The sequence below is a fragment of the Klebsiella sp. 10 genome (assembly GCF_018223925.1).
Taxonomy (GTDB): Bacteria; Pseudomonadota; Gammaproteobacteria; order Enterobacterales; family Enterobacteriaceae; genus Klebsiella; species Klebsiella pneumoniae.
Genome location: NZ_JAGRRB010000026.1, coordinates 1 through 18449, shown reverse-complemented (window position 1 = coordinate 18449; position 18449 = coordinate 1). Strand labels below are relative to the sequence as shown.

The following is an 18449-nucleotide window of genomic DNA, read 5'->3' as shown; positions in this document are numbered from 1 at the left end:
ATTTCTGCGCCTGACCGGGAGAAGCATGAGATGCGGCTATCCCTCTCCAGCGCCGTCGCGCCGAAGATACAGCAACAGAAGTAATCCCATGATTCATCAGGTATTTTGAATATATACCCTTTGAATTGATTATTTTTTGATATGAGTAGAAGTTTTACCCATACATAAAGAAAGGTTTTAGAAAAAGGCTTCTAATAGATATTTTGCATGAATTAATTGCTAAGAAAATGAAGATTTAATATGTCGTAAATGTAATTAAGGGCCGGGAAAGCGGCGAAAAATAGACAATAAAAAAAGCCGGTCAGGAAACCTGACCGGCTTTTTAGCAGTGCATCAACGATTAATCGTTGTCAGAACCGCCCAGACCTGCGTTCAGCAGCTCTGCCAGGTTGGCAGACGCTTCTTCCACGCTCACCTGCGGTGCCGCCGGCAGCTCGCCAGCAGCGCGACGGCGCATACGATCCTGGTGATACGCATAACCGGTACCGGCCGGGATCAGACGACCCACGATGACGTTCTCTTTCAGACCGCGCAGTTCGTCGCGTTTGCCCGCAACGGCTGCTTCGGTCAGCACGCGAGTGGTCTCCTGGAACGATGCCGCGGAGATGAAGGACTCGGTGGCCAGAGACGCTTTGGTGATACCCAGCAGATCGCGGGAGAACGTTGCGCCCACTTTGCCGTTCGCTTCCAGTTCGCGGTTCGCGATCTTGACGCGGGAGTATTCCACCTGCTCGCCTTCGAGGAAGTCGGAGCTGCCTGCGCTTTCGATGGTGGCTTTACGCAGCATCTGACGAACGATAACTTCGATGTGCTTATCGTTAATCTTAACGCCCTGCAGACGGTATACGTCCTGGACTTCGTTAACAATGTAACGGGTCACAGCATGTACGCCACGCAGACGCAGAATGTCGTGCGGTGCTTCCGGACCGTCGGAAACCACATCACCACGTTCCACACGTTCACCTTCGAACACGTTGAGCTGACGCCATTTCGGGATCATCTCTTCGTACGGCTCGCTACCGTCTACCGGGGTGATAACCAGGCGACGTTTCCCTTTGGTTTCTTTACCGAAGGAAATGATACCGCTGATTTCAGCCAGGATAGCCGGCTCTTTCGGACGACGTGCTTCGAACAGGTCCGCAACGCGCGGCAGACCACCGGTGATATCCTTGGTACCGCCGGATTCCTGCGGAATACGCGCCAGGGTGTCACCAGAGCTGATCTGTACGCCATCTTCCAGCTGAACAATCGCTTTACCCGGCAGGAAGTACTGAGCAGGCATATCAGTGCCTGGGATCAGAACGTCGTTGCCCTGAGCATCAACGATTTTCAGTGCTGGACGCAGATCTTTACCACCTGCGGTACGTTCTGCAGAGTCCAGAACCACCAGCGAAGACAGACCGGTCAGCTCGTCAGTCTGACGAGTAATGGTCTGGCCGTCGATCATGTCAGTGAAACGGATGAAACCGCTAACTTCGGTGATAACCGGCATGGTGTGCGGATCCCAGTTTGCGACGGTTTCACCGCCGGCAACCTGCTCACCGTCGCCTTTCGCCATAACCGCACCGTAAGGTACTTTATAGCTCTCTTTGGTACGACCGAATTCGTCGATCAGCTTCAGCTCGGTATTACGGGAAGTGATAACCAGCTTACCACTGGAGTTCACAACCGACTTCGCGTTGCTGAGCTTGATGCTACCTTTGTTTTTCACCTGGATGCTGGATTCAGCAGCCGCACGAGATGCCGCACCACCGATGTGGAACGTACGCATCGTCAGCTGTGTACCCGGCTCACCGATGGACTGTGCCGCGATAACGCCGATAGCCTCACCTTTGTTGATGAGGTGGCCACGCGCCAGGTCACGACCATAGCAGTGCGCGCAGACGCCAAAGTCGGTGTCACAGGATACAACGGAACGCACTTTGACGGAGTCAACGGAGTTCGCTTCCAGCAGGTCACACCAGTGCTCATGCAGCAGCGTGTTGCGTGGAACCAGAATATCCGCGGTACCCGGCTTCAGAACATCTTCCGCAGTCACACGACCCAGTACGCGATCGCGCAGCGGCTCTTTAACGTCGCCACCTTCGATAACCGGCGTCATGGTGATGCCTTCCAGGGTGCCGCAGTCGTCTTCAGTGACGACCAGGTCCTGCGCAACGTCAACCAGACGACGAGTCAGGTAACCGGAGTTCGCTGTTTTCAGTGCGGTATCCGCCAGACCTTTACGAGCACCGTGGGTGGAGATGAAGTACTGGAGTACGTTCAGACCTTCACGGAAGTTCGCGGTGATCGGCGTTTCGATGATGGAGCCATCCGGCTTCGCCATCAGACCACGCATACCAGCCAGCTGACGAATCTGTGCCGCAGAACCACGCGCACCGGAGTCGGCCATCATGTAGATGCTGTTGAAGGAAACCTGCTGCTCTTCCTGACCGTCACGGTTAATCACGGTTTCGGTTTGCAGGTTATCCATCATCGCTTTGGATACACGATCGTTCGCCGCAGCCCAGATATCGATAACTTTGTTGTAGCGTTCGCCCGCGGTCACCAGACCGGACTGGAACTGTTCCTGAATCTCAGCAACTTCCGCTTCCGCTTCGCTGATGATTTCGTATTTTTTCTCCGGGATGACCATGTCATCGATACCAACGGATGCACCTGAACGCGCTGCGTAAGCAAAGCCGGTGTACATCGTCTGGTCCGCAAAAATAACGGTCGGTTTCAGACCCAGAATACGGTAACAGGTGTTCAGCATCTTGGAGATCGCTTTCTTACCAAGCGCCTGGTTCACGATAGAGAACGGCAGACCTTTCGGTACGATCATCCACAGAATGGCACGGCCAACGGTCGTGTCTTTCAGGCTGGTTTTCGCGACAAACTCACCATTGTCGTCTTTTTCGTATTCAGTGATACGCACTTTAACGCGCGCATGCAGAGAGGCCAGGCCGGCGCGATAAATACGCTCAGCTTCTTTCGGGCCAGTCAGCACCATGCCTTCGCCTTTGGCGTTAACACTGTCACGGGTCATGTAGTACAGACCCAGTACAACGTCCTGAGACGGAACGATGATTGGTTCGCCGTTCGCCGGGGACAGGATGTTGTTGGTAGACATCATCAGCGCACGCGCTTCCAGCTGGGCTTCCAGCGTCAGCGGTACGTGAACAGCCATCTGGTCACCATCGAAGTCGGCGTTGTATGCCGCACAAACCAGCGGGTGCAGCTGGATGGCTTTACCTTCGATCAGAACCGGTTCGAATGCCTGAATACCCAGACGGTGCAGGGTTGGCGCACGGTTCAGCAGGACCGGGTGTTCGCGGATAACTTCGTCCAGGATATCCCAAACGACAGCTTCTTCGCGCTCGACCATCTTCTTAGCGGCTTTGATGGTGGTGGCCAGGCCACGCAGTTCCAGCTTGCCGTAGATGAACGGTTTGAACAGCTCCAGCGCCATTTTCTTCGGCAGACCGCACTGATGCAGACGCAGGTATGGACCTACGGTGATAACAGAACGACCGGAGTAGTCAACGCGTTTACCGAGCAGGTTCTGGCGGAAACGACCCTGTTTACCTTTGATCATATCGGCCAAAGATTTCAGAGGACGTTTGTTAGAACCGGTGATCGCACGACCGCGACGACCGTTATCCAGCAGGGCGTCAACCGCTTCCTGCAGCATACGTTTTTCGTTGCGTACGATGATATCCGGCGCAGCCAGATCCAGCAGACGTTTCAGACGGTTGTTACGGTTGATCACGCGACGATACAGATCGTTGAGGTCAGACGTCGCGAAACGACCACCGTCCAGCGGAACCAGCGGACGCAGATCTGGCGGCAGTACCGGCAGAACGGTCAGGATCATCCACTCCGGCTTGTTGCCAGACTGAACGAAAGCTTCCAGCAGCTTAATGCGCTTGGTCAGCTTTTTACGCTTGGTTTCGGAGTTGGTTTCGTTCAGCTCTTCACGCAGCTGCTCGCATTCCTGCTCCAGATCCATATTGCGCAGCAGCGCCTGGATCGCTTCCGCGCCCATTTTCGCGTCGAATTCGTCACCGAACTCTTCCAGCGCGTCCAGGTACTGTTCTTCCGTCAGAATCTGGTTGCGTTCGAGGTTGGTCATGCCACCTTCGATAACCACATAGGATTCAAAGTACAGTACACGTTCGATATCGCGCAGCGGCATATCCAGCAGCAGACCGATACGGGACGGCAGGGATTTCAGGAACCAGATGTGCGCAGTCGGACATGCCAGCTCGATGTGGCCCATGCGCTCACGACGCACTTTAGTCTGGGTCACTTCAACGCCGCACTTCTCACAGATCACACCGCGGTGTTTCAGGCGCTTGTACTTACCGCACAGGCACTCATAATCTTTTACCGGCCCAAAGATACGGGCGCAGAAAAGGCCGTCACGCTCAGGTTTGAACGTACGGTAGTTAATGGTTTCCGGCTTTTTAACTTCACCGAAAGACCATGAACGGATCATGTCTGGCGAAGCCAGAGCAATTTTGATCGCATCAAACTCTTCGGTTTTAGTTTGCGCTTTCAGAAACTTTAATAAGTCTTTCACGGATTTGCTCCCGTCGGAGTTAGCACATTCCGCTGCCGGGCGTTAACCCGGCAGCAGTGACCTGTTTGAGCGAGAATTACTCGTCTTCCAGTTCGATGTTGATGCCCAGCGAGCGAATTTCTTTCAACAGTACGTTGAAGGATTCCGGCATGCCCGGTTCCATCTGGTGATTGCCGTCCACGATGTTTTTATACATCTTGGTACGACCGTTCACGTCATCAGACTTAACGGTGAGCATTTCCTGCAGGGTGTAGGCCGCGCCGTATGCTTCCAGCGCCCACACTTCCATCTCACCGAAGCGCTGACCACCGAACTGTGCCTTACCACCCAGCGGCTGCTGAGTAACCAGGCTGTAAGAACCGGTGGAACGAGCGTGCATTTTGTCGTCGACCAGGTGGTTCAGTTTCAGCATGTACATGTAACCCACGGTTACCGGACGTTCGAACTGTTCACCGGTGCGGCCATCAAACAGGGTGATCTGACCGGAAGTCGGCAGGTCGCCCAGCTGCAGCAGCTCTTTGATTTCAGCTTCTTTCGCACCGTCGAATACCGGCGTTGCGATCGGCATGCCTTTACGCAGGTTTTCAGCCAGACGCAGAACTTCTTCATCGCTGAAGGTATTCAGGTCAACTTTCTGGCGAACGTCAGCGCCCAGATCGTAAGCACGCTGGATGAATTCGCGCAGTTTCGCGACTTCCTGCTGCTGTTTCAGCATGGCGTTGATCTTATCGCCGATGCCTTTTGCAGCCATACCCAGGTGAGTTTCAAGGATCTGACCGATGTTCATACGAGACGGTACGCCCAGCGGGTTCAGTACGATATCTACCGGCGTACCGTTAGCATCGTGCGGCATATCTTCGATCGGGTTGATCTTAGAGATAACACCCTTATTACCGTGACGACCCGCCATCTTATCACCAGGCTGGATACGGCGTTTAACGGCCAGATATACCTTAACAATCTTCAGCACGCCCGGTGCCAGATCGTCGCCTTGGGTGATTTTACGGCGTTTCGCTTCGAGTTTTTTCTCGAACTCGTGTTTCAGTTCGTCATACTGCTCAGCCAGCTGTTCCAGCTGATTTTGTTTCTCTTCGTCGGTCAGGCCCAGTTCCAGCCAGCGATCGCGAGGCAGCTTGTCGAGCTTCTCAGCTTCAACGCCACCGGAGACCAGCACCGCGTAGATACGACTGAACAGACCGGCTTCGAGGATCTGCAGTTCTTCAGACAGGTCTTTTTTGGCCTGCTTCAGCTGCATCTCTTCGATTTCCAGAGCACGTTTGTCTTTTTCTACGCCGTCACGGGTAAAGACCTGAACGTCGATAACGGTACCAGAGACACCGTTCGGTACGCGCAGAGAAGAGTCTTTAACGTCAGACGCTTTCTCACCGAAGATCGCGCGCAGCAGTTTCTCTTCCGGCGTCAGCTGGGTTTCACCTTTCGGCGTTACCTTACCAACCAGAATGTCGCCGCCGGTCACTTCCGCACCGATATAAACGATACCGGATTCATCCAGTTTAGAGAGCGCAGCTTCACCCACGTTCGGGATGTCAGCGGTGATCTCTTCCGGCCCCAGCTTGGTGTCACGGGACACGCACGCCAGTTCCTGAATGTGGATAGTGGTGAAACGGTCTTCCTGGACAACACGCTCGGAAACGAGGATGGAGTCTTCGAAGTTGTAACCGTTCCACGGCATGAACGCTACACGCATGTTCTGACCCAGCGCCAGCTCACCGAGGTCGGTGGACGGGCCGTCTGCCAGCACGTCGCCGCGCTCAATAGGTTCGCCCAGGGACACGCAAGGCATCTGGTTGATGCAGGTGTTCTGGTTAGAACGGGTGTACTTGGTCAGGTTATAGATGTCGATACCTGCTTCGCCCGGGTACATCTCGTCTTCGTTAACTTTGATAACGATACGGGAAGCATCCACGTACTGAACGGTACCGCCACGTTTAGCCACGGCAGTAACACCGGAGTCAACGGCAACAGCACGTTCCATACCGGTACCAACCAGCGGCTTATCAGCGCGCAGAGTCGGAACCGCCTGACGTTGCATGTTCGCACCCATCAATGCACGGTTGGCGTCATCGTGTTCCAGGAACGGGATCAGGGACGCACCGACGGATACCACCTGCTGGGTGGATACGTCCATGTAGTCAACCTGGTCGCGGCTGAACAAGCTGGATTCGCCTTTGCTACGGCAGGTAACCAGATCTTCTACGAAGTGGCCGTTTTCATCCAGGTTGGAGTTCGCCTGAGCGATAACGTAGTTGCCTTCTTCGATAGCAGACAGGTAGTGAATTTCGTCAGTAACCACACCGTTGGTCACTTTACGATACGGCGTCTCAAGGAAGCCATATTCGTTGGTCTGCGCGTACACGGACAGGGAGTTAATCAGACCGATGTTCGGACCTTCAGGCGTTTCGATCGGACATACGCGACCGTAGTGGGTCGGGTGTACATCTCGAACTTCGAAGCCTGCGCGCTCACGGGTCAGACCGCCTGGGCCGAGTGCGGAGATACGACGTTTGTGCGTAATCTCAGACAGCGGGTTGTTCTGGTCCATAAACTGAGACAGCTGGCTGGAACCAAAGAACTCTTTCACTGCTGCGGAAATCGGCTTGGCGTTGATCATATCCTGAGGCATCAGGGTATCCAGATCGCCAAGAGACAGACGCTCTTTCACCGCACGCTCTACACGTACCAGGCCAACGCGGAACTGGTTTTCCGCCATTTCGCCAACGGAACGGATACGACGGTTGCCGAGGTGGTCGATATCGTCCACTTCGCCTTTACCGTTACGGATATCGATGAGCTTCTTCATCACTTCGATGATGTCGTCTTTGCTCAGGATACCGGAACCTTCGATTTCGTCGCGCAGCAGAGAACGGTTGAACTTCATACGACCAACCGCGGACAGATCGTAGCGGTCTTCAGAGAAGAACAGGTTCTCAAACAGACTTTCAGCGGCTTCACGAGTCGGCGGCTCGCCAGGGCGCATCATGCGGTAGATTTCTACCAGCGCGCTCAGACGATCGTTAGTCGGGTCGACGCGTACCGTTTCAGAGATGTACGGGCCGTGGTCCAGATCGTTGGTGAACAGCGTTTCGATACGCTTGTGGCCAGACTGGCTCAGCTTAGCCAGCAGATCCAGGCTCAGCTCCATGTTCGCCGGGCAGATCAGTTCGCCAGTCGCTTCATCGATATAGTCTTTAGCCGCCACTTTGCCCGCGATATATTCAACCGGCACTTCGATATGCTTGATATCGTCTTTTTCCAGCTGACGGATATGACGAGCCGTGATGCGACGGCCTTTCTCAACGTACACTTTGCCGTTGGCTTCGATATCGAAGGAGGCAGTTTCACCGCGCAGACGCTCCGGAATCAGCTCCATCTGCAGCTTGTTGTCGCGAATTTCAAAGACCACTTTTTCGAAGAACAGGTCAAGGATCTGCTCAGTGGTGTAATTCAGCGCGCGCAGGATGATGGTAGCCGGCAGCTTACGACGACGGTCGATACGAACGAACAGGTTGTCTTTCGGGTCGAATTCGAAGTCCAGCCAGGAACCGCGGTAAGGGATGATACGTGCGTTATACAGAACCTTACCGGAGGAGTGGGTCTTACCTTTGTCACTGTCAAAGAAGACGCCCGGGCTACGGTGCAGCTGAGAAACGATAACACGCTCGGTACCGTTGATAACAAAGGTACCGTTGTCGGTCATGAGCGGAATTTCGCCCATGTAGACTTCTTGTTCTTTAATGTCTTTGACGGTGCCTTCTGGCGCTTCGCGCTCGTAGATCACCAGACGCAGTTTTACGCGCAGCGGTGCAGAATAAGTCACGCCACGGATCTGACATTCTTTAACGTCAAAAACCGGTTCGCCCAGACGGTAGCTGACGTATTGCAGCTCGGAATTACCGCTGTAGCTCTGAATCGGGAATACGGAACGGAAAGCAGCTTCCAGACCATACTGCCCTTCAGGATCTTGCTCGATAAACTTCTGGAACGAGTCAAGCTGGATAGAAAGGAGATATGGCACATCCAGAACTTGTGGACGTTTACCAAAATCCTTACGAATACGTTTTTTCTCGGTATAGGAGTAAACCATAGGGTTCCTCAGCTCGCTGACAAGTCGACCCATCTGCCCGCAGAGGGCAGTTTTTTATGCAACACTATTTTGTTGACCGGAAAATGGAACACTTTCCGCAATGCCTGTTGCTATCACGCTTAAACCATTTCATTGCGATTTACACAGCCCAGGAACCCTAACCTGTCGCAGTATATTAAGTCGTCGATAGAAACAAGCATTGAGAGGCAAACCAGTAGTCAAACAGCGTGAAACGCTACTGGCGCCTTACAGCGCAAAAAGGCTGGTGACCAAAAAGTCACCAGCCTCAGCCTGATTTCTCAGGCTGCAACCGGAAGGGTTGGCTTATTTAACTTCAACTTCAGCGCCAGCTTCTTCCAGAGATTTTTTCAGAGCTTCAGCGTCGTCTTTGCTGATGCCTTCTTTCAGTGCAGCCGGAGCAGATTCTACCAGGTCTTTAGCTTCTTTCAGACCCAGGCCAGTTGCGCCACGTACTGCTTTGATAACAGCAACTTTGTTAGCGCCAGCAGCTTTCAGAATTACGTCGAATTCAGTTTTTTCTTCAGCAGCTTCAACCGGGCCAGCAGCTACAGCTACAGCAGCAGCAGCGGAAACACCGAATTTTTCTTCCATTGCAGAGATCAGCTCAACAACGTCCATTACGGACATAGCGGATACTGCTTCAATGATTTGATCTTTAGTGATAGACATTTAAATTGTTCCTGAATATCAGAATAAGTTTATACGTAAGCGAATGCTTTACAAAGATAACTGCGATTAAGCAGCTTCTTTCGCATCGCGTACAGCAGCCAGAGTACGAACCAGTTTGCCAGCCGAAGCTTCTTTCATGGTTGCCATCAGGCGTGCAATTGCTTCTTCGTAGGTCGGCAGAGTTGCCAGGCGGTCGATCTGCGACGCCGGGATCAGCTCACCTTCAAAGGCAGCGGCTTTGACCTCAAATTTTGCATTCGCTTTCGCGAACTCTTTGAACAGACGAGCAGCAGCGCCCGGGTGTTCCATAGAGTATGCAATCAGGGTCGGACCAACAAACGTGTCTTTCAGGCACTCGAACTGAGTACCTTCAACGACGCGGCGCAGCAGGGTGTTACGAACAACACGCATGTATACGCCAGCTTCACGACCTGCTTTACGCAGTTCAGTCATTTTATCTACAGTTACGCCACGGGAATCCGCAACTACTGCAGACAGCGCGCCTTTGGCTACTTCGCTGACTTCAGCAACAATCGCTTGTTTGTCTTGAAGATTTAAAGCCATTAGCTTTGCTCCTGGATGTTTGCCAGAGCCTATGCTCTGGAACTCACTTCACTCAATTCAACGAAAAGAGCGTCTAAATACGGTGAGCAGAAACAAGCCAGAATATCCAAAAATAATCTTAGCGTTCTGTCACCGTCTACGCAGGGGATTAAGTTTCTTGCGAAACACCTGCGGTCTTCGACGGAGGCCTGGATAGGCCAGGCTCCAACGAACAAATTCTTCCTATGACTTCGTCCTTCGAACCGCAGCGGCGTTAGCTGCTCTCGTTCACACCGGTCATGTAGTTAACTACACTCCCGGTGATTCACTCGATTGCTGCCTTGCTGCAATTCAAATGACTCGCATAGCGTCTGTCTTATTGACAGAATCGTGGGGGTAAGATTGTAGACAAAATCACCGCCCACGTAAAGGCATTAGTTTGCAGAAGCGTTCAGGCCAGCCTGATCTACTGCAACACCTGCACCCATAGTGGTGGAGATGCTAACTTTCTTGATGTACACGCCTTTCGCCTGAGTCGGTTTTGCTTTTTTCAGCGCAACCAGCAGAGCTTCCAGGTTTTCTTTCAGTTTGTCAGCGTCAAAGTCCACTTTACCGATGGTGGTGTGGATGATGCCGTTTTTGTCGTTACGGTAACGAACCTGGCCTGCTTTCGCGTTTTTAACCGCTTCAGCAACGTTCGGAGTTACGGTACCTACTTTCGGGTTCGGCATCAGGCCACGCGGACCCAGAACCTGGCCCAGCTGGCCAACAACGCGCATTGCATCCGGGGAAGCAATAACAACGTCAAAGTTCATTTCGCCTTTTTTGATCTGCTCAGCCAGATCTTCCATACCTACCAGCTCAGCGCCTGCAGCTTTAGCAGCTTCAGCGTTTGCGCCCTGGGTAAATACGGCTACGCGAACGGAACGGCCAGTACCGTGCGGCAGTACAGTTGCGCCACGGACGTTCTGGTCAGATTTACGAGCGTCGATGCCGAGGTTAACGGCAACGTCTACGCTTTCGGTAAATTTAGCGGTGGCCAGCTCTTTCAGCAGAGCAATGGCTTCGTTGATGTCGTACTGTTTAGTTGCATCAACTTTCTCACGGATCACGCGCATGCGCTTGGTCAGTTTAGCCATTTCTTAGTCCTCCACTACCAGGCCCATGGAACGTGCAGTACCTTCGATGGAGCGAGTCATCGCTTCAATGTCGGCACCAGTCATGTCGGCAGCTTTGGTCTGCGCGATTTCCTGCAGCTGAGCGCGGGAGATTTTACCCACTTTATCTTTGTTCGGCTTACCGGAACCAGACTTGATGCCTGCAGCTTTCTTCAGCAGAACAGCAGCCGGCGGAGTCTTGGTAACAAAGGTAAAGGAACGGTCAGCGTAAACGGTGATAACAACCGGGATCGGCAGACCTTTCTCCAGGGAATCAGTTTTGGCGTTGAACGCTTTGCAGAATTCCATGATGTTCACGCCCTGCTGACCCAGTGCTGGGCCGACCGGCGGGCTCGGGTTCGCCATACCAGCTGCAACCTGCAGCTTGACGTAGGCTTGGACTTTCTTAGCCATTCTTAAATCCTCAAAATGGGTATTAACGCTTCAGAGAAGCTCCCCGTGATTAAACATCGTTTTACGGGCCGGGCCCATAAAAACAAAAGGCGCGAAATTGTATGCCAATTTCGCGCCCTATGCAACGATTAAATCGCTGCTTTTTTGATCGCCGGCTTACGCCTTCTCAACCTGGCTGAAGTCCAGTTCTACCGGGGTCGCACGACCGAAGATAGAAACGGAAACTTTCAGGCGGGACTTCTCATAGTCCACTTCTTCCACCACGCCGTTAAAGTCAGCGAACGGACCGTCGTTAACGCGAACCATTTCACCCGGTTCAAACAGCGTTTTCGGACGCGGCTTATCGCCAACCTGCTGCAGACGATTCATGATGGCGTCGACTTCTTTGTCGCTGATCGGCGCCGGACGGTCAGAGGTGCCGCCGATGAAGCCCATCACGCGCGGTACGCTGCGCACCAGGTGCCAGCTTGCGTCGTTCATGACCATCTGAACCAGGACATAGCCCGGGAAGAATTTACGTTCGCTTTTGCGACGCTGGCCGCCACGGATCTCAACCACTTCTTCGGTCGGGACCATGACTTCGCCAAATAACTCTTCCATGTTGTGTAATTTGATATGTTCACGCAGCGACGTGGCTACGCGACCTTCAAAACCGGAAAACGCCTGAACGACGTACCAGCGCTTTTTAGGAGCTTCAGACATCTCAGAACCTCAGGCCAGTGATAAAGGAGACCAGGCGAACCAGAATACCATCCAGTCCCCACAGGATCAGTGACATTACTGCAGTCACGGCAGCAACAATCAGCGTAGTATGCAGCGTTTCCTGGCGAGTCGGCCAAATCACTTTACGAACTTCGGTTCTCGCTTCGCGAGCAAAAGCAACGGTCGCCTTACCTTTCGTCGTCAACAGCGCGACGCCACCGGCAGCAGCAATAAGAATAACCACGGCCAGCGCACGCACCGCCAGCATAATGTCACGATAAAGGAAGTTGCCCACGATCGCCACGATCAGCAGCACGGCAACGATAATCCACTTCATCGCTTCCAGGCCGCGCCCGCTCCCTTGAGCTTCGGTATTCGCACTCATAAACCAACCTGTCAGAAGTATTCTACAAACAATTTCACCCCGCGGGGGCGAGGCGATCCAAACCGAAATTAAGTTTCGGATTATACACTTAACTATTCAAATTGCTTCAATGTTGACGGTGGTGTCACCCCTGCCCTGCTGTTGCAAAGAAGGAGTTGAATAGCCGTCGCCCTGAGGCTCGAATGGTTTGGTGTATAAACGCCCTCTTCAGAGCCTGTCTCAGCAATGATTATGACAAATAAAATCACTGATGAGCCAGGTTCTGGTGTGAAAGCGTGCAAAAAGGGCATCAAATGATGCCCTTTTATTGCGCATTGCGTCAAATGTTATCAGCGATTAGCCGAGAACTTTAGCAACCACGCCCGCGCCAACGGTACGACCGCCTTCACGGATTGCGAAACGCAGACCGTCGTCCATCGCGATCGGGTGGATCAGGGTAACAACCATTTTGATGTTGTCGCCCGGCATTACCATCTCTACGCCTTCCGGCAGTTCGATGGTGCCAGTCACGTCAGTAGTACGGAAGTAGAACTGCGGACGGTAGCCTTTGAAGAACGGAGTATGACGGCCGCCTTCGTCTTTGGACAGGATGTACACTTCAGATTCGAACTTGGTGTGCGGGTTGATGGTGCCCGGCTTAGCCAGTACCTGACCACGTTCGATTTCTTCTCGTTTGATACCACGCAGCAGAACACCTACGTTCTCACCAGCACGGCCTTCGTCCAGCAGTTTGCGGAACATTTCAACGCCAGTACAGGTGGTTTTCGCGGTTTCTTTGATACCAACGATTTCAACTTCTTCACCTACTTTGATGATACCGCGCTCTACACGACCGGTAACAACGGTACCACGACCGGAGATGGAGAATACGTCTTCGATCGGCAGCAGGAACGGCTTGTCAATCGCACGCTCTGGTTCCGGGATATAGGTATCCAGGTGGCCAGCCAGTTCGATGATTTTCGCTTCCCACTCTGCGTCGCCTTCCAGCGCTTTCAGAGCAGAACCACGAACGATCGGGGTGTCGTCGCCCGGGAAATCGTACTGAGACAGCAGTTCACGAACTTCCATCTCAACCAGTTCCAGCAGCTCTTCGTCATCAACCATGTCGCATTTGTTCAGGAACACGATGATGTACGGAACGCCTACCTGACGACCCAGCAGGATGTGCTCACGAGTCTGCGGCATCGGGCCGTCAGTCGCAGCAACAACCAGGATCGCGCCGTCCATCTGCGCAGCACCGGTGATCATGTTTTTAACATAGTCGGCGTGGCCCGGGCAGTCTACGTGCGCGTAGTGGCGAGTCGGGGTGTCATATTCAACGTGAGAGGTGTTGATGGTGATACCACGAGCTTTTTCTTCCGGCGCGTTATCGATCTGGTCGAATGCGCGAGCGGAACCACCGTAGGTTTTAGCCAGTACGGTAGTGATGGCAGCGGTCAGCGTTGTTTTACCATGGTCAACGTGGCCGATAGTACCGACGTTAACGTGCGGTTTTGTACGTTCAAACTTTTCTTTAGACATCGATTGTCCCTCTAAGACACGGATAAATCGGTGATATCACCACATCAACCAGGCAACATGCCCGACTTGTTGAATGAACATAACAGAAGAGAAACAGGGAAGGAGAGAAAAGAAGTGGTGCTGATACCCAGAGTCGAACTGGGGACCTCACCCTTACCAAGGGTGCGCTCTACCAACTGAGCCATATCAGCACGTCTGGAGCGGGCAGCGGGAATCGAACCCGCATCATCAGCTTGGAAGGCTGAGGTAATAGCCATTATACGATGCCCGCATCCTGAAACTCGGCTACCCAGTTCTTTCTGTAATACTAAAGAGACTGCTCTCTTTAGTATTGAGCTGATTAGTTTACCCAACCAACTCCGGCTCCGCAAAGCGTCGCCAGAAAGTGGTGGTGGGGGAAGGATTCGAACCTTCGAAGTCGATGACGGCAGATTTACAGTCTGCTCCCTTTGGCCGCTCGGGAACCCCACCCAAATTGTTATGGTGCCGACTACCGGAATCGAACTGGTGACCTACTGATTACAAGTCAGTTGCTCTACCTACTGAGCTAAGTCGGCATCAAGTAGCGCGCATTCTAGGGAGAGGAGCGAGTTCATGCAACTAAAAATTTGCATAAAACGTTCTCTTGCTCACATTTTGTGCTCTCACGCGAAAAAACGGTGTAATTTCAAGCAGCGGAGTGCAAATATTCGCCAATAATTCGGCGCTTCAGGCGCTGTCCGATCATCTCCGGTTACCTCTATCGCATGCTGACCGCTGACGGAAAGGATTCAGGCCGCTAGCCTAGCCTGTTAGCAAAGGCCATGCTTTGCAAAGAATAAGAAACTTATTCTTCTCTTGTGATGCTGGCGCGAGAAAGCAGCATTCAATGAGTTTTTTTCTTATTATTCCCGGCAATCTGGTGTTACCCTCCTGCCCATTGTCCTGATTAACTCGTGTGAAGCATCACCGTTTCAAGGTATTCGGTGATAGTAAGAACATGCTTATGAGCCAAAAAGAGCAGACGTTAATGACACCGTACCTACAATTTAACCGCCACCAATGGGCTGCACTTCGTGATTCTGTCCCGATGACGTTAACCGAGGAAGAAATCACGCGGTTAAAAGGCATCAACGAAGATCTCTCTCTGGAAGAGGTTGCCGAGATCTATTTGCCGCTGTCGCGTTTGCTCAACTTCTATATCAGTTCTAACCTGCGTCGCCAGGCTGTTCTCGAACAATTTCTTGGCACCAATGGTCAGCGAATTCCCTATATTATCAGTATCGCTGGCAGCGTTGCGGTAGGAAAAAGCACCACCGCCCGCGTTCTGCAAGCTTTGCTTAGTCGTTGGCCGGAGCATCGCCATGTCGAACTCATTACCACTGACGGTTTTTTGCACCCTAACTCGGTTTTAAAAGAACGTGGGTTAATGAAGAAAAAAGGCTTTCCGCAGTCCTATGATATGCATCGCCTGGTGAAGTTTGTCTCCGATCTCAAATCAGGGGTACCGCAGGCAACCGCGCCGGTTTATTCCCATCTGATTTATGATGTTATTCCCAACGGTGACAAAACCGTCGCGCAACCGGATATTTTAATTCTTGAAGGGCTGAATGTTCTGCAAAGTGGAATGGATTATCCGCACGATCCCCATCATGTATTCGTTTCCGATTTTGTCGACTTTTCTATTTATGTCGATGCCCCGGAAGAATTATTGAAAAGCTGGTATATCAACCGCTTTCTTAAATTCCGGGAAGGGGCGTTTACCGATCCGGATTCCTATTTCCATAATTACGCTAAGCTCTCGAAGGAAGAAGCGGTAGATATTGCCACTTCGCTATGGAATGAAATCAACCTAATGAATCTTAAAGAAAATATCCTTCCAACTCGCGAGCGCGCCAGCCTGATCATGACTAAGAGCGCCAATCACTCAGTGAATCAGGTACGCTTACGTAAATAAAAAAAGGGAGCCGAAGCTCCCTTTTTTATTCTGCACTGCGCAATGATATTTCACCACCCACCCAGGCTTTTATTACACCATCCTGCTCCAGCAATAGTGCGCCCTGGGCGTCAATGCCACGCGAAATGCCGTAAATTTCTTTATCACCGATAATCAGTTTCACCGGGCGATGAATAAAGTTATCCAGTTTTTCCCAGCGCGGTAGATAGGGAGCCAATCCTTCCTGCTCGAACAGCTCCAGTCCCAGGCGCAGCTCTTTAATCAGGCGCGCGGCGAGGAGGTTACGGTCGATGACCACCCCCGCTTCCTGAAGGCTGATCCATCCCTGATTGACGACATCAGACTCCACGCGACGCATCACAAGGTTGATACCCGCGCCGCTGACGATTTGTGCGGCATCGCCCGTTTTCCCCGTCAGTTCCACGAGGATCCCTGACAGCTTACGATCCTGCAGGTAAATATCGTTTGGCCATTTCACGCGAACCTGTTCGGCCCCGAGCTGCTGCAGAACTTCAGCGATCACAATACCGATCACCAGGCTTAGGCCAATAGCCGCTGCCGGGCCCTGCTCCAGACGCCAGTACATCGAGAGATAGAGATTCGCGCCAAAGGGCGAAAACCATTTTCTGCCTCGCCGGCCTCGCCCTGCTTGCTGATATTCAGCCACACAGGCATCTCCGGACGTCAGCTCATCAAGCCTGTCCAGCAAATACTGGTTAGTAGAGTCGATGACGGGAAGGACCGTCACTCGACCATGGTCTATCTCTTGAGAAATCTTTTTCTCATCTAATAGATGAATAGGCTCCGGCAGGCTGTAACCCTTGCCCGGCACAGTAAACACATCGACGCCCCAGTCACGTAAGGTCTGGATGTGCTTATTAATCGCCGCCCGGCTCATGCCTAACTGCTCACCAAGCTGTTCGCCAGAGTGAAACTCGCCATCAGCAAGGATAGAAATTAGCGTTAAAGGGATAGTATGGTCTTTCACGCAATGCTCTCCTCTGCGTTGACTTCACCATGCGTGCCAATGAAGCGCACCTCGGGCTGAAGCCATACATCGAATTTCGCACCCACCCGCTGGCGAACATAATGAGCAAGTTTTACCACATCCTCGCTGGTCGCTCGATCTTCATTAATCAGTACCAGCGCCTGCTGTCGATGAACGGCCGCGCCGCCGATGCGTTGTCCTTTGAGCTCACATTGATCGATTAGCCAGCCAGCGGCCAGCTTGACGCTGCCATTTGCCTGCGGATAGTGCGGTGCATGAGGGAACTGCGCCAGCAGCGCTTTCGCAACCTGAGCGCTGACGATCGGGTTCTTAAAAAAGCTGCCGGCATTACCGTTAATCTTTGGATCCGGCAATTTAGTCATTCGCATATGACAGACCGCATCAAATACCTGCTGCGGCGTGACGGTCTGCGGATCGAGACGCGTTAAATCACCGTAACTCAGTACAGGCTGCCATGTTTTCGCTAACGATAAGCCAATCGCGACGATGGCATAGCGGTCCTGATATTCATGTTTGAAGATACTGTCGCGATAGCCAAAACGGCATTCCGCGGCTGAAAGACGTTGCTTACGCCCGGTTTCCAGCTCAATGCAGTCAACATATTCGCAAACCCGCTGTAGCTCAACGCCGTAGGCGCCAATATTCTGGATCGGCGAAGATCCTGCGCAGCCAGGGATTAACGCCAGATTTTCCAGACCTGGCATCGCATGCTGTAGCGTGAACTGCACCAACTGATGCCAGTTTTCGCCGGCGCCGACGTGCAAGCGCCAGGCTTCCGGCGTTTCGCTCACCTCGATCCCCATAATCCGGTTGAGGATCACCGTACCGGCATAGTCGTTCAGAAACAGGACATTACTGCCTTCCCCAAGGATCAGCGTGGGTTCGCCTGCCGCGGCAGCGGTTTGCCAGGCGCTTAGCAACTGTTGCTCAGTTTCGGCGCGTACTATCGTCTTGGCGAAGCGTTCAATGCCAAAGGTATTCCAGGGTTTGAGGGAGTGGTTCATAGTGGCTTCCTGATGCAAAATCGGCGTTAGTTTATCGTATCTGGCGGGGGAAGGCTTGTCTGATTACAGGGGCAATGATATTGCGGGGCGTTACCGGTGGTGATGTGGTGTACCGGTGCGGGCTACAGAACGCGACAGGCCCGTAGCCCCGGTAAGCGCAGCGCCACCGGGGAGACATGCCGGCACGCTGGCCGGACGACAGAAACGCAAAAAGCCCATCCGGCAGGATGGGCTCTTCACTAGTTTGATGCCTGGCAGTTCCCTACTCTCACATGGGGAGACCCCACACTACCATCGGCGCTACGGCGTTTCACTTCTGAGTTCGGCATGGGGTCAGGTGGGACCACCGCGCTAGTGCCGCCAGGCAAATTCTGTTTTATCAACACGTCTCACCAACGTATCGATTAATCTGTATCAGA

General features: G+C 52.8%; 12 protein-coding genes, 4 tRNA genes and 1 rRNA gene. 1 reads left to right on the top strand and 16 read right to left on the bottom strand.

Annotated features, from left to right (window positions below):
- Positions 1-340 precede the first annotated feature (340 nt).
- The 13 genes from rpoC to KHQ26_RS24565 all read right to left on the bottom strand — a co-directional run bounded on the left by rpoC (position 341) and on the right by KHQ26_RS24565 (position 14638).
- Positions 341-4564, bottom strand: coding sequence for a DNA-directed RNA polymerase subunit beta' (gene rpoC, locus KHQ26_RS24625; RefSeq protein WP_002884146.1), 4224 nt, complete (start codon positions 4562-4564; stop codon positions 341-343).
- A gap of 76 nt (positions 4565-4640) precedes the next feature.
- Entirely contained in the window at positions 4641-8669 is a 4029-nt protein-coding gene (gene rpoB / locus KHQ26_RS24620; RefSeq protein ID WP_004152306.1) for a DNA-directed RNA polymerase subunit beta, read from the bottom strand.
- A gap of 324 nt (positions 8670-8993) precedes the next feature.
- A complete protein-coding gene (rplL, locus tag KHQ26_RS24615; RefSeq protein WP_002884142.1) occupies positions 8994-9359 on the bottom strand; it encodes a 50S ribosomal protein L7/L12 in 366 nt (121 codons plus the stop codon).
- A gap of 66 nt (positions 9360-9425) precedes the next feature.
- Complete coding sequence (gene rplJ / locus KHQ26_RS24610; RefSeq protein WP_001207203.1) at positions 9426-9923, bottom strand: 50S ribosomal protein L10; 498 nt, start codon at positions 9921-9923, stop codon at positions 9426-9428.
- 413 nt (positions 9924-10336) lie between these two features.
- Positions 10337-11041, bottom strand: coding sequence for a 50S ribosomal protein L1 (gene rplA / locus KHQ26_RS24605; RefSeq protein ID WP_002884036.1), 705 nt, complete (start codon positions 11039-11041; stop codon positions 10337-10339).
- Between the two features lie 3 nt (positions 11042-11044).
- On the bottom strand, positions 11045-11473 hold the full coding sequence (gene rplK / locus KHQ26_RS24600) for a 50S ribosomal protein L11 (protein ID WP_002884034.1): 429 nt from the start codon (positions 11471-11473) through the stop codon (positions 11045-11047).
- Positions 11474-11629: 156 nt separating this feature from the next.
- Positions 11630-12175 carry a transcription termination/antitermination protein NusG gene (nusG, locus tag KHQ26_RS24595; RefSeq protein WP_001287521.1) on the bottom strand — a complete coding sequence of 182 codons (546 nt, stop codon included), beginning with the start codon at positions 12173-12175 and terminating at the stop codon, positions 11630-11632.
- Between the two features lies 1 nt (position 12176).
- Positions 12177-12560: a preprotein translocase subunit SecE gene (gene secE, locus KHQ26_RS24590; protein WP_002883772.1), complete on the bottom strand. Its 384-nt coding sequence runs from the start codon at positions 12558-12560 to the stop codon at positions 12177-12179.
- Between the two features lie 336 nt (positions 12561-12896).
- Complete coding sequence (gene tuf / locus KHQ26_RS24585) at positions 12897-14081, bottom strand: elongation factor Tu (protein WP_004174069.1); 1185 nt, start codon at positions 14079-14081, stop codon at positions 12897-12899.
- A gap of 115 nt (positions 14082-14196) precedes the next feature.
- Positions 14197-14272, bottom strand: a tRNA-Thr gene (locus tag KHQ26_RS24580).
- A 5-nt stretch (positions 14273-14277) separates the two neighbouring features.
- Positions 14278-14352 (bottom strand) — tRNA-Gly (locus tag KHQ26_RS24575).
- A gap of 115 nt (positions 14353-14467) precedes the next feature.
- Positions 14468-14552: transfer RNA gene (locus KHQ26_RS24570), tRNA-Tyr, on the bottom strand.
- A 10-nt stretch (positions 14553-14562) separates the two neighbouring features.
- Positions 14563-14638: transfer RNA gene (locus KHQ26_RS24565), tRNA-Thr, on the bottom strand.
- A 428-nt stretch (positions 14639-15066) separates the two neighbouring features.
- Between KHQ26_RS24565 and coaA the strand changes: the two genes are divergently transcribed.
- On the top strand, positions 15067-16017 hold the full coding sequence (gene coaA, locus KHQ26_RS24560; protein ID WP_002883524.1) for a type I pantothenate kinase: 951 nt from the start codon (positions 15067-15069) through the stop codon (positions 16015-16017).
- A gap of 25 nt (positions 16018-16042) precedes the next feature.
- Here the strand turns inward: coaA and birA are convergent, their stop codons facing one another.
- The 3 genes from birA to rrf all read right to left on the bottom strand — a co-directional run bounded on the left by birA (position 16043) and on the right by rrf (position 18395).
- The gene (gene birA, locus KHQ26_RS24555; RefSeq protein ID WP_002883521.1) at positions 16043-17005 is read right to left on the bottom strand and encodes a bifunctional biotin--[acetyl-CoA-carboxylase] ligase/biotin operon repressor BirA; all 963 of its coding nucleotides are present in this window, start codon (positions 17003-17005) and stop codon (positions 16043-16045) included.
- On the bottom strand, positions 17002-18030 hold the full coding sequence (gene murB, locus KHQ26_RS24550) for a UDP-N-acetylmuramate dehydrogenase (protein ID WP_004177874.1): 1029 nt from the start codon (positions 18028-18030) through the stop codon (positions 17002-17004). Before murB ends, birA begins: the two co-directional genes overlap by 4 nt.
- A 249-nt stretch (positions 18031-18279) precedes the next feature.
- Positions 18280-18395, bottom strand: a 5S ribosomal RNA gene (gene rrf / locus KHQ26_RS24545).
- Between the last annotated feature and the right edge of the window lie 54 nt (positions 18396-18449).

What these genes read in the sequence shown, in the direction of transcription:
- rpoB (WP_004152306.1), bottom strand. Translation starts at nt 8,669, where the DNA reads ATGGTTTACTCCTATACCGAGAAAAAACGTATTCGTAAGGATTTTGGT.
- rplL (WP_002884142.1), bottom strand. Translation starts at nt 9,359, where the DNA reads ATGTCTATCACTAAAGATCAAATCATTGAAGCAGTATCCGCTATGTCC.
- rplJ (WP_001207203.1), bottom strand. Translation starts at nt 9,923, where the DNA reads ATGGCTTTAAATCTTCAAGACAAACAAGCGATTGTTGCTGAAGTCAGC.
- rplA (WP_002884036.1), bottom strand. Translation starts at nt 11,041, where the DNA reads ATGGCTAAACTGACCAAGCGCATGCGCGTGATCCGTGAGAAAGTTGAT.
- rplK (WP_002884034.1), bottom strand. Translation starts at nt 11,473, where the DNA reads ATGGCTAAGAAAGTCCAAGCCTACGTCAAGCTGCAGGTTGCAGCTGGT.
- nusG (WP_001287521.1), bottom strand. Translation starts at nt 12,175, where the DNA reads ATGTCTGAAGCTCCTAAAAAGCGCTGGTACGTCGTTCAGGCGTTTTCC.
- secE (WP_002883772.1), bottom strand. Translation starts at nt 12,560, where the DNA reads ATGAGTGCGAATACCGAAGCTCAAGGGAGCGGGCGCGGCCTGGAAGCG.
- tuf (WP_004174069.1), bottom strand. Translation starts at nt 14,081, where the DNA reads ATGTCTAAAGAAAAGTTTGAACGTACAAAACCGCACGTTAACGTCGGT.
- coaA (WP_002883524.1), top strand. Translation starts at nt 15,067, where the DNA reads ATGAGCCAAAAAGAGCAGACGTTAATGACACCGTACCTACAATTTAAC.
- murB (WP_004177874.1), bottom strand. Translation starts at nt 18,030, where the DNA reads ATGAACCACTCCCTCAAACCCTGGAATACCTTTGGCATTGAACGCTTC.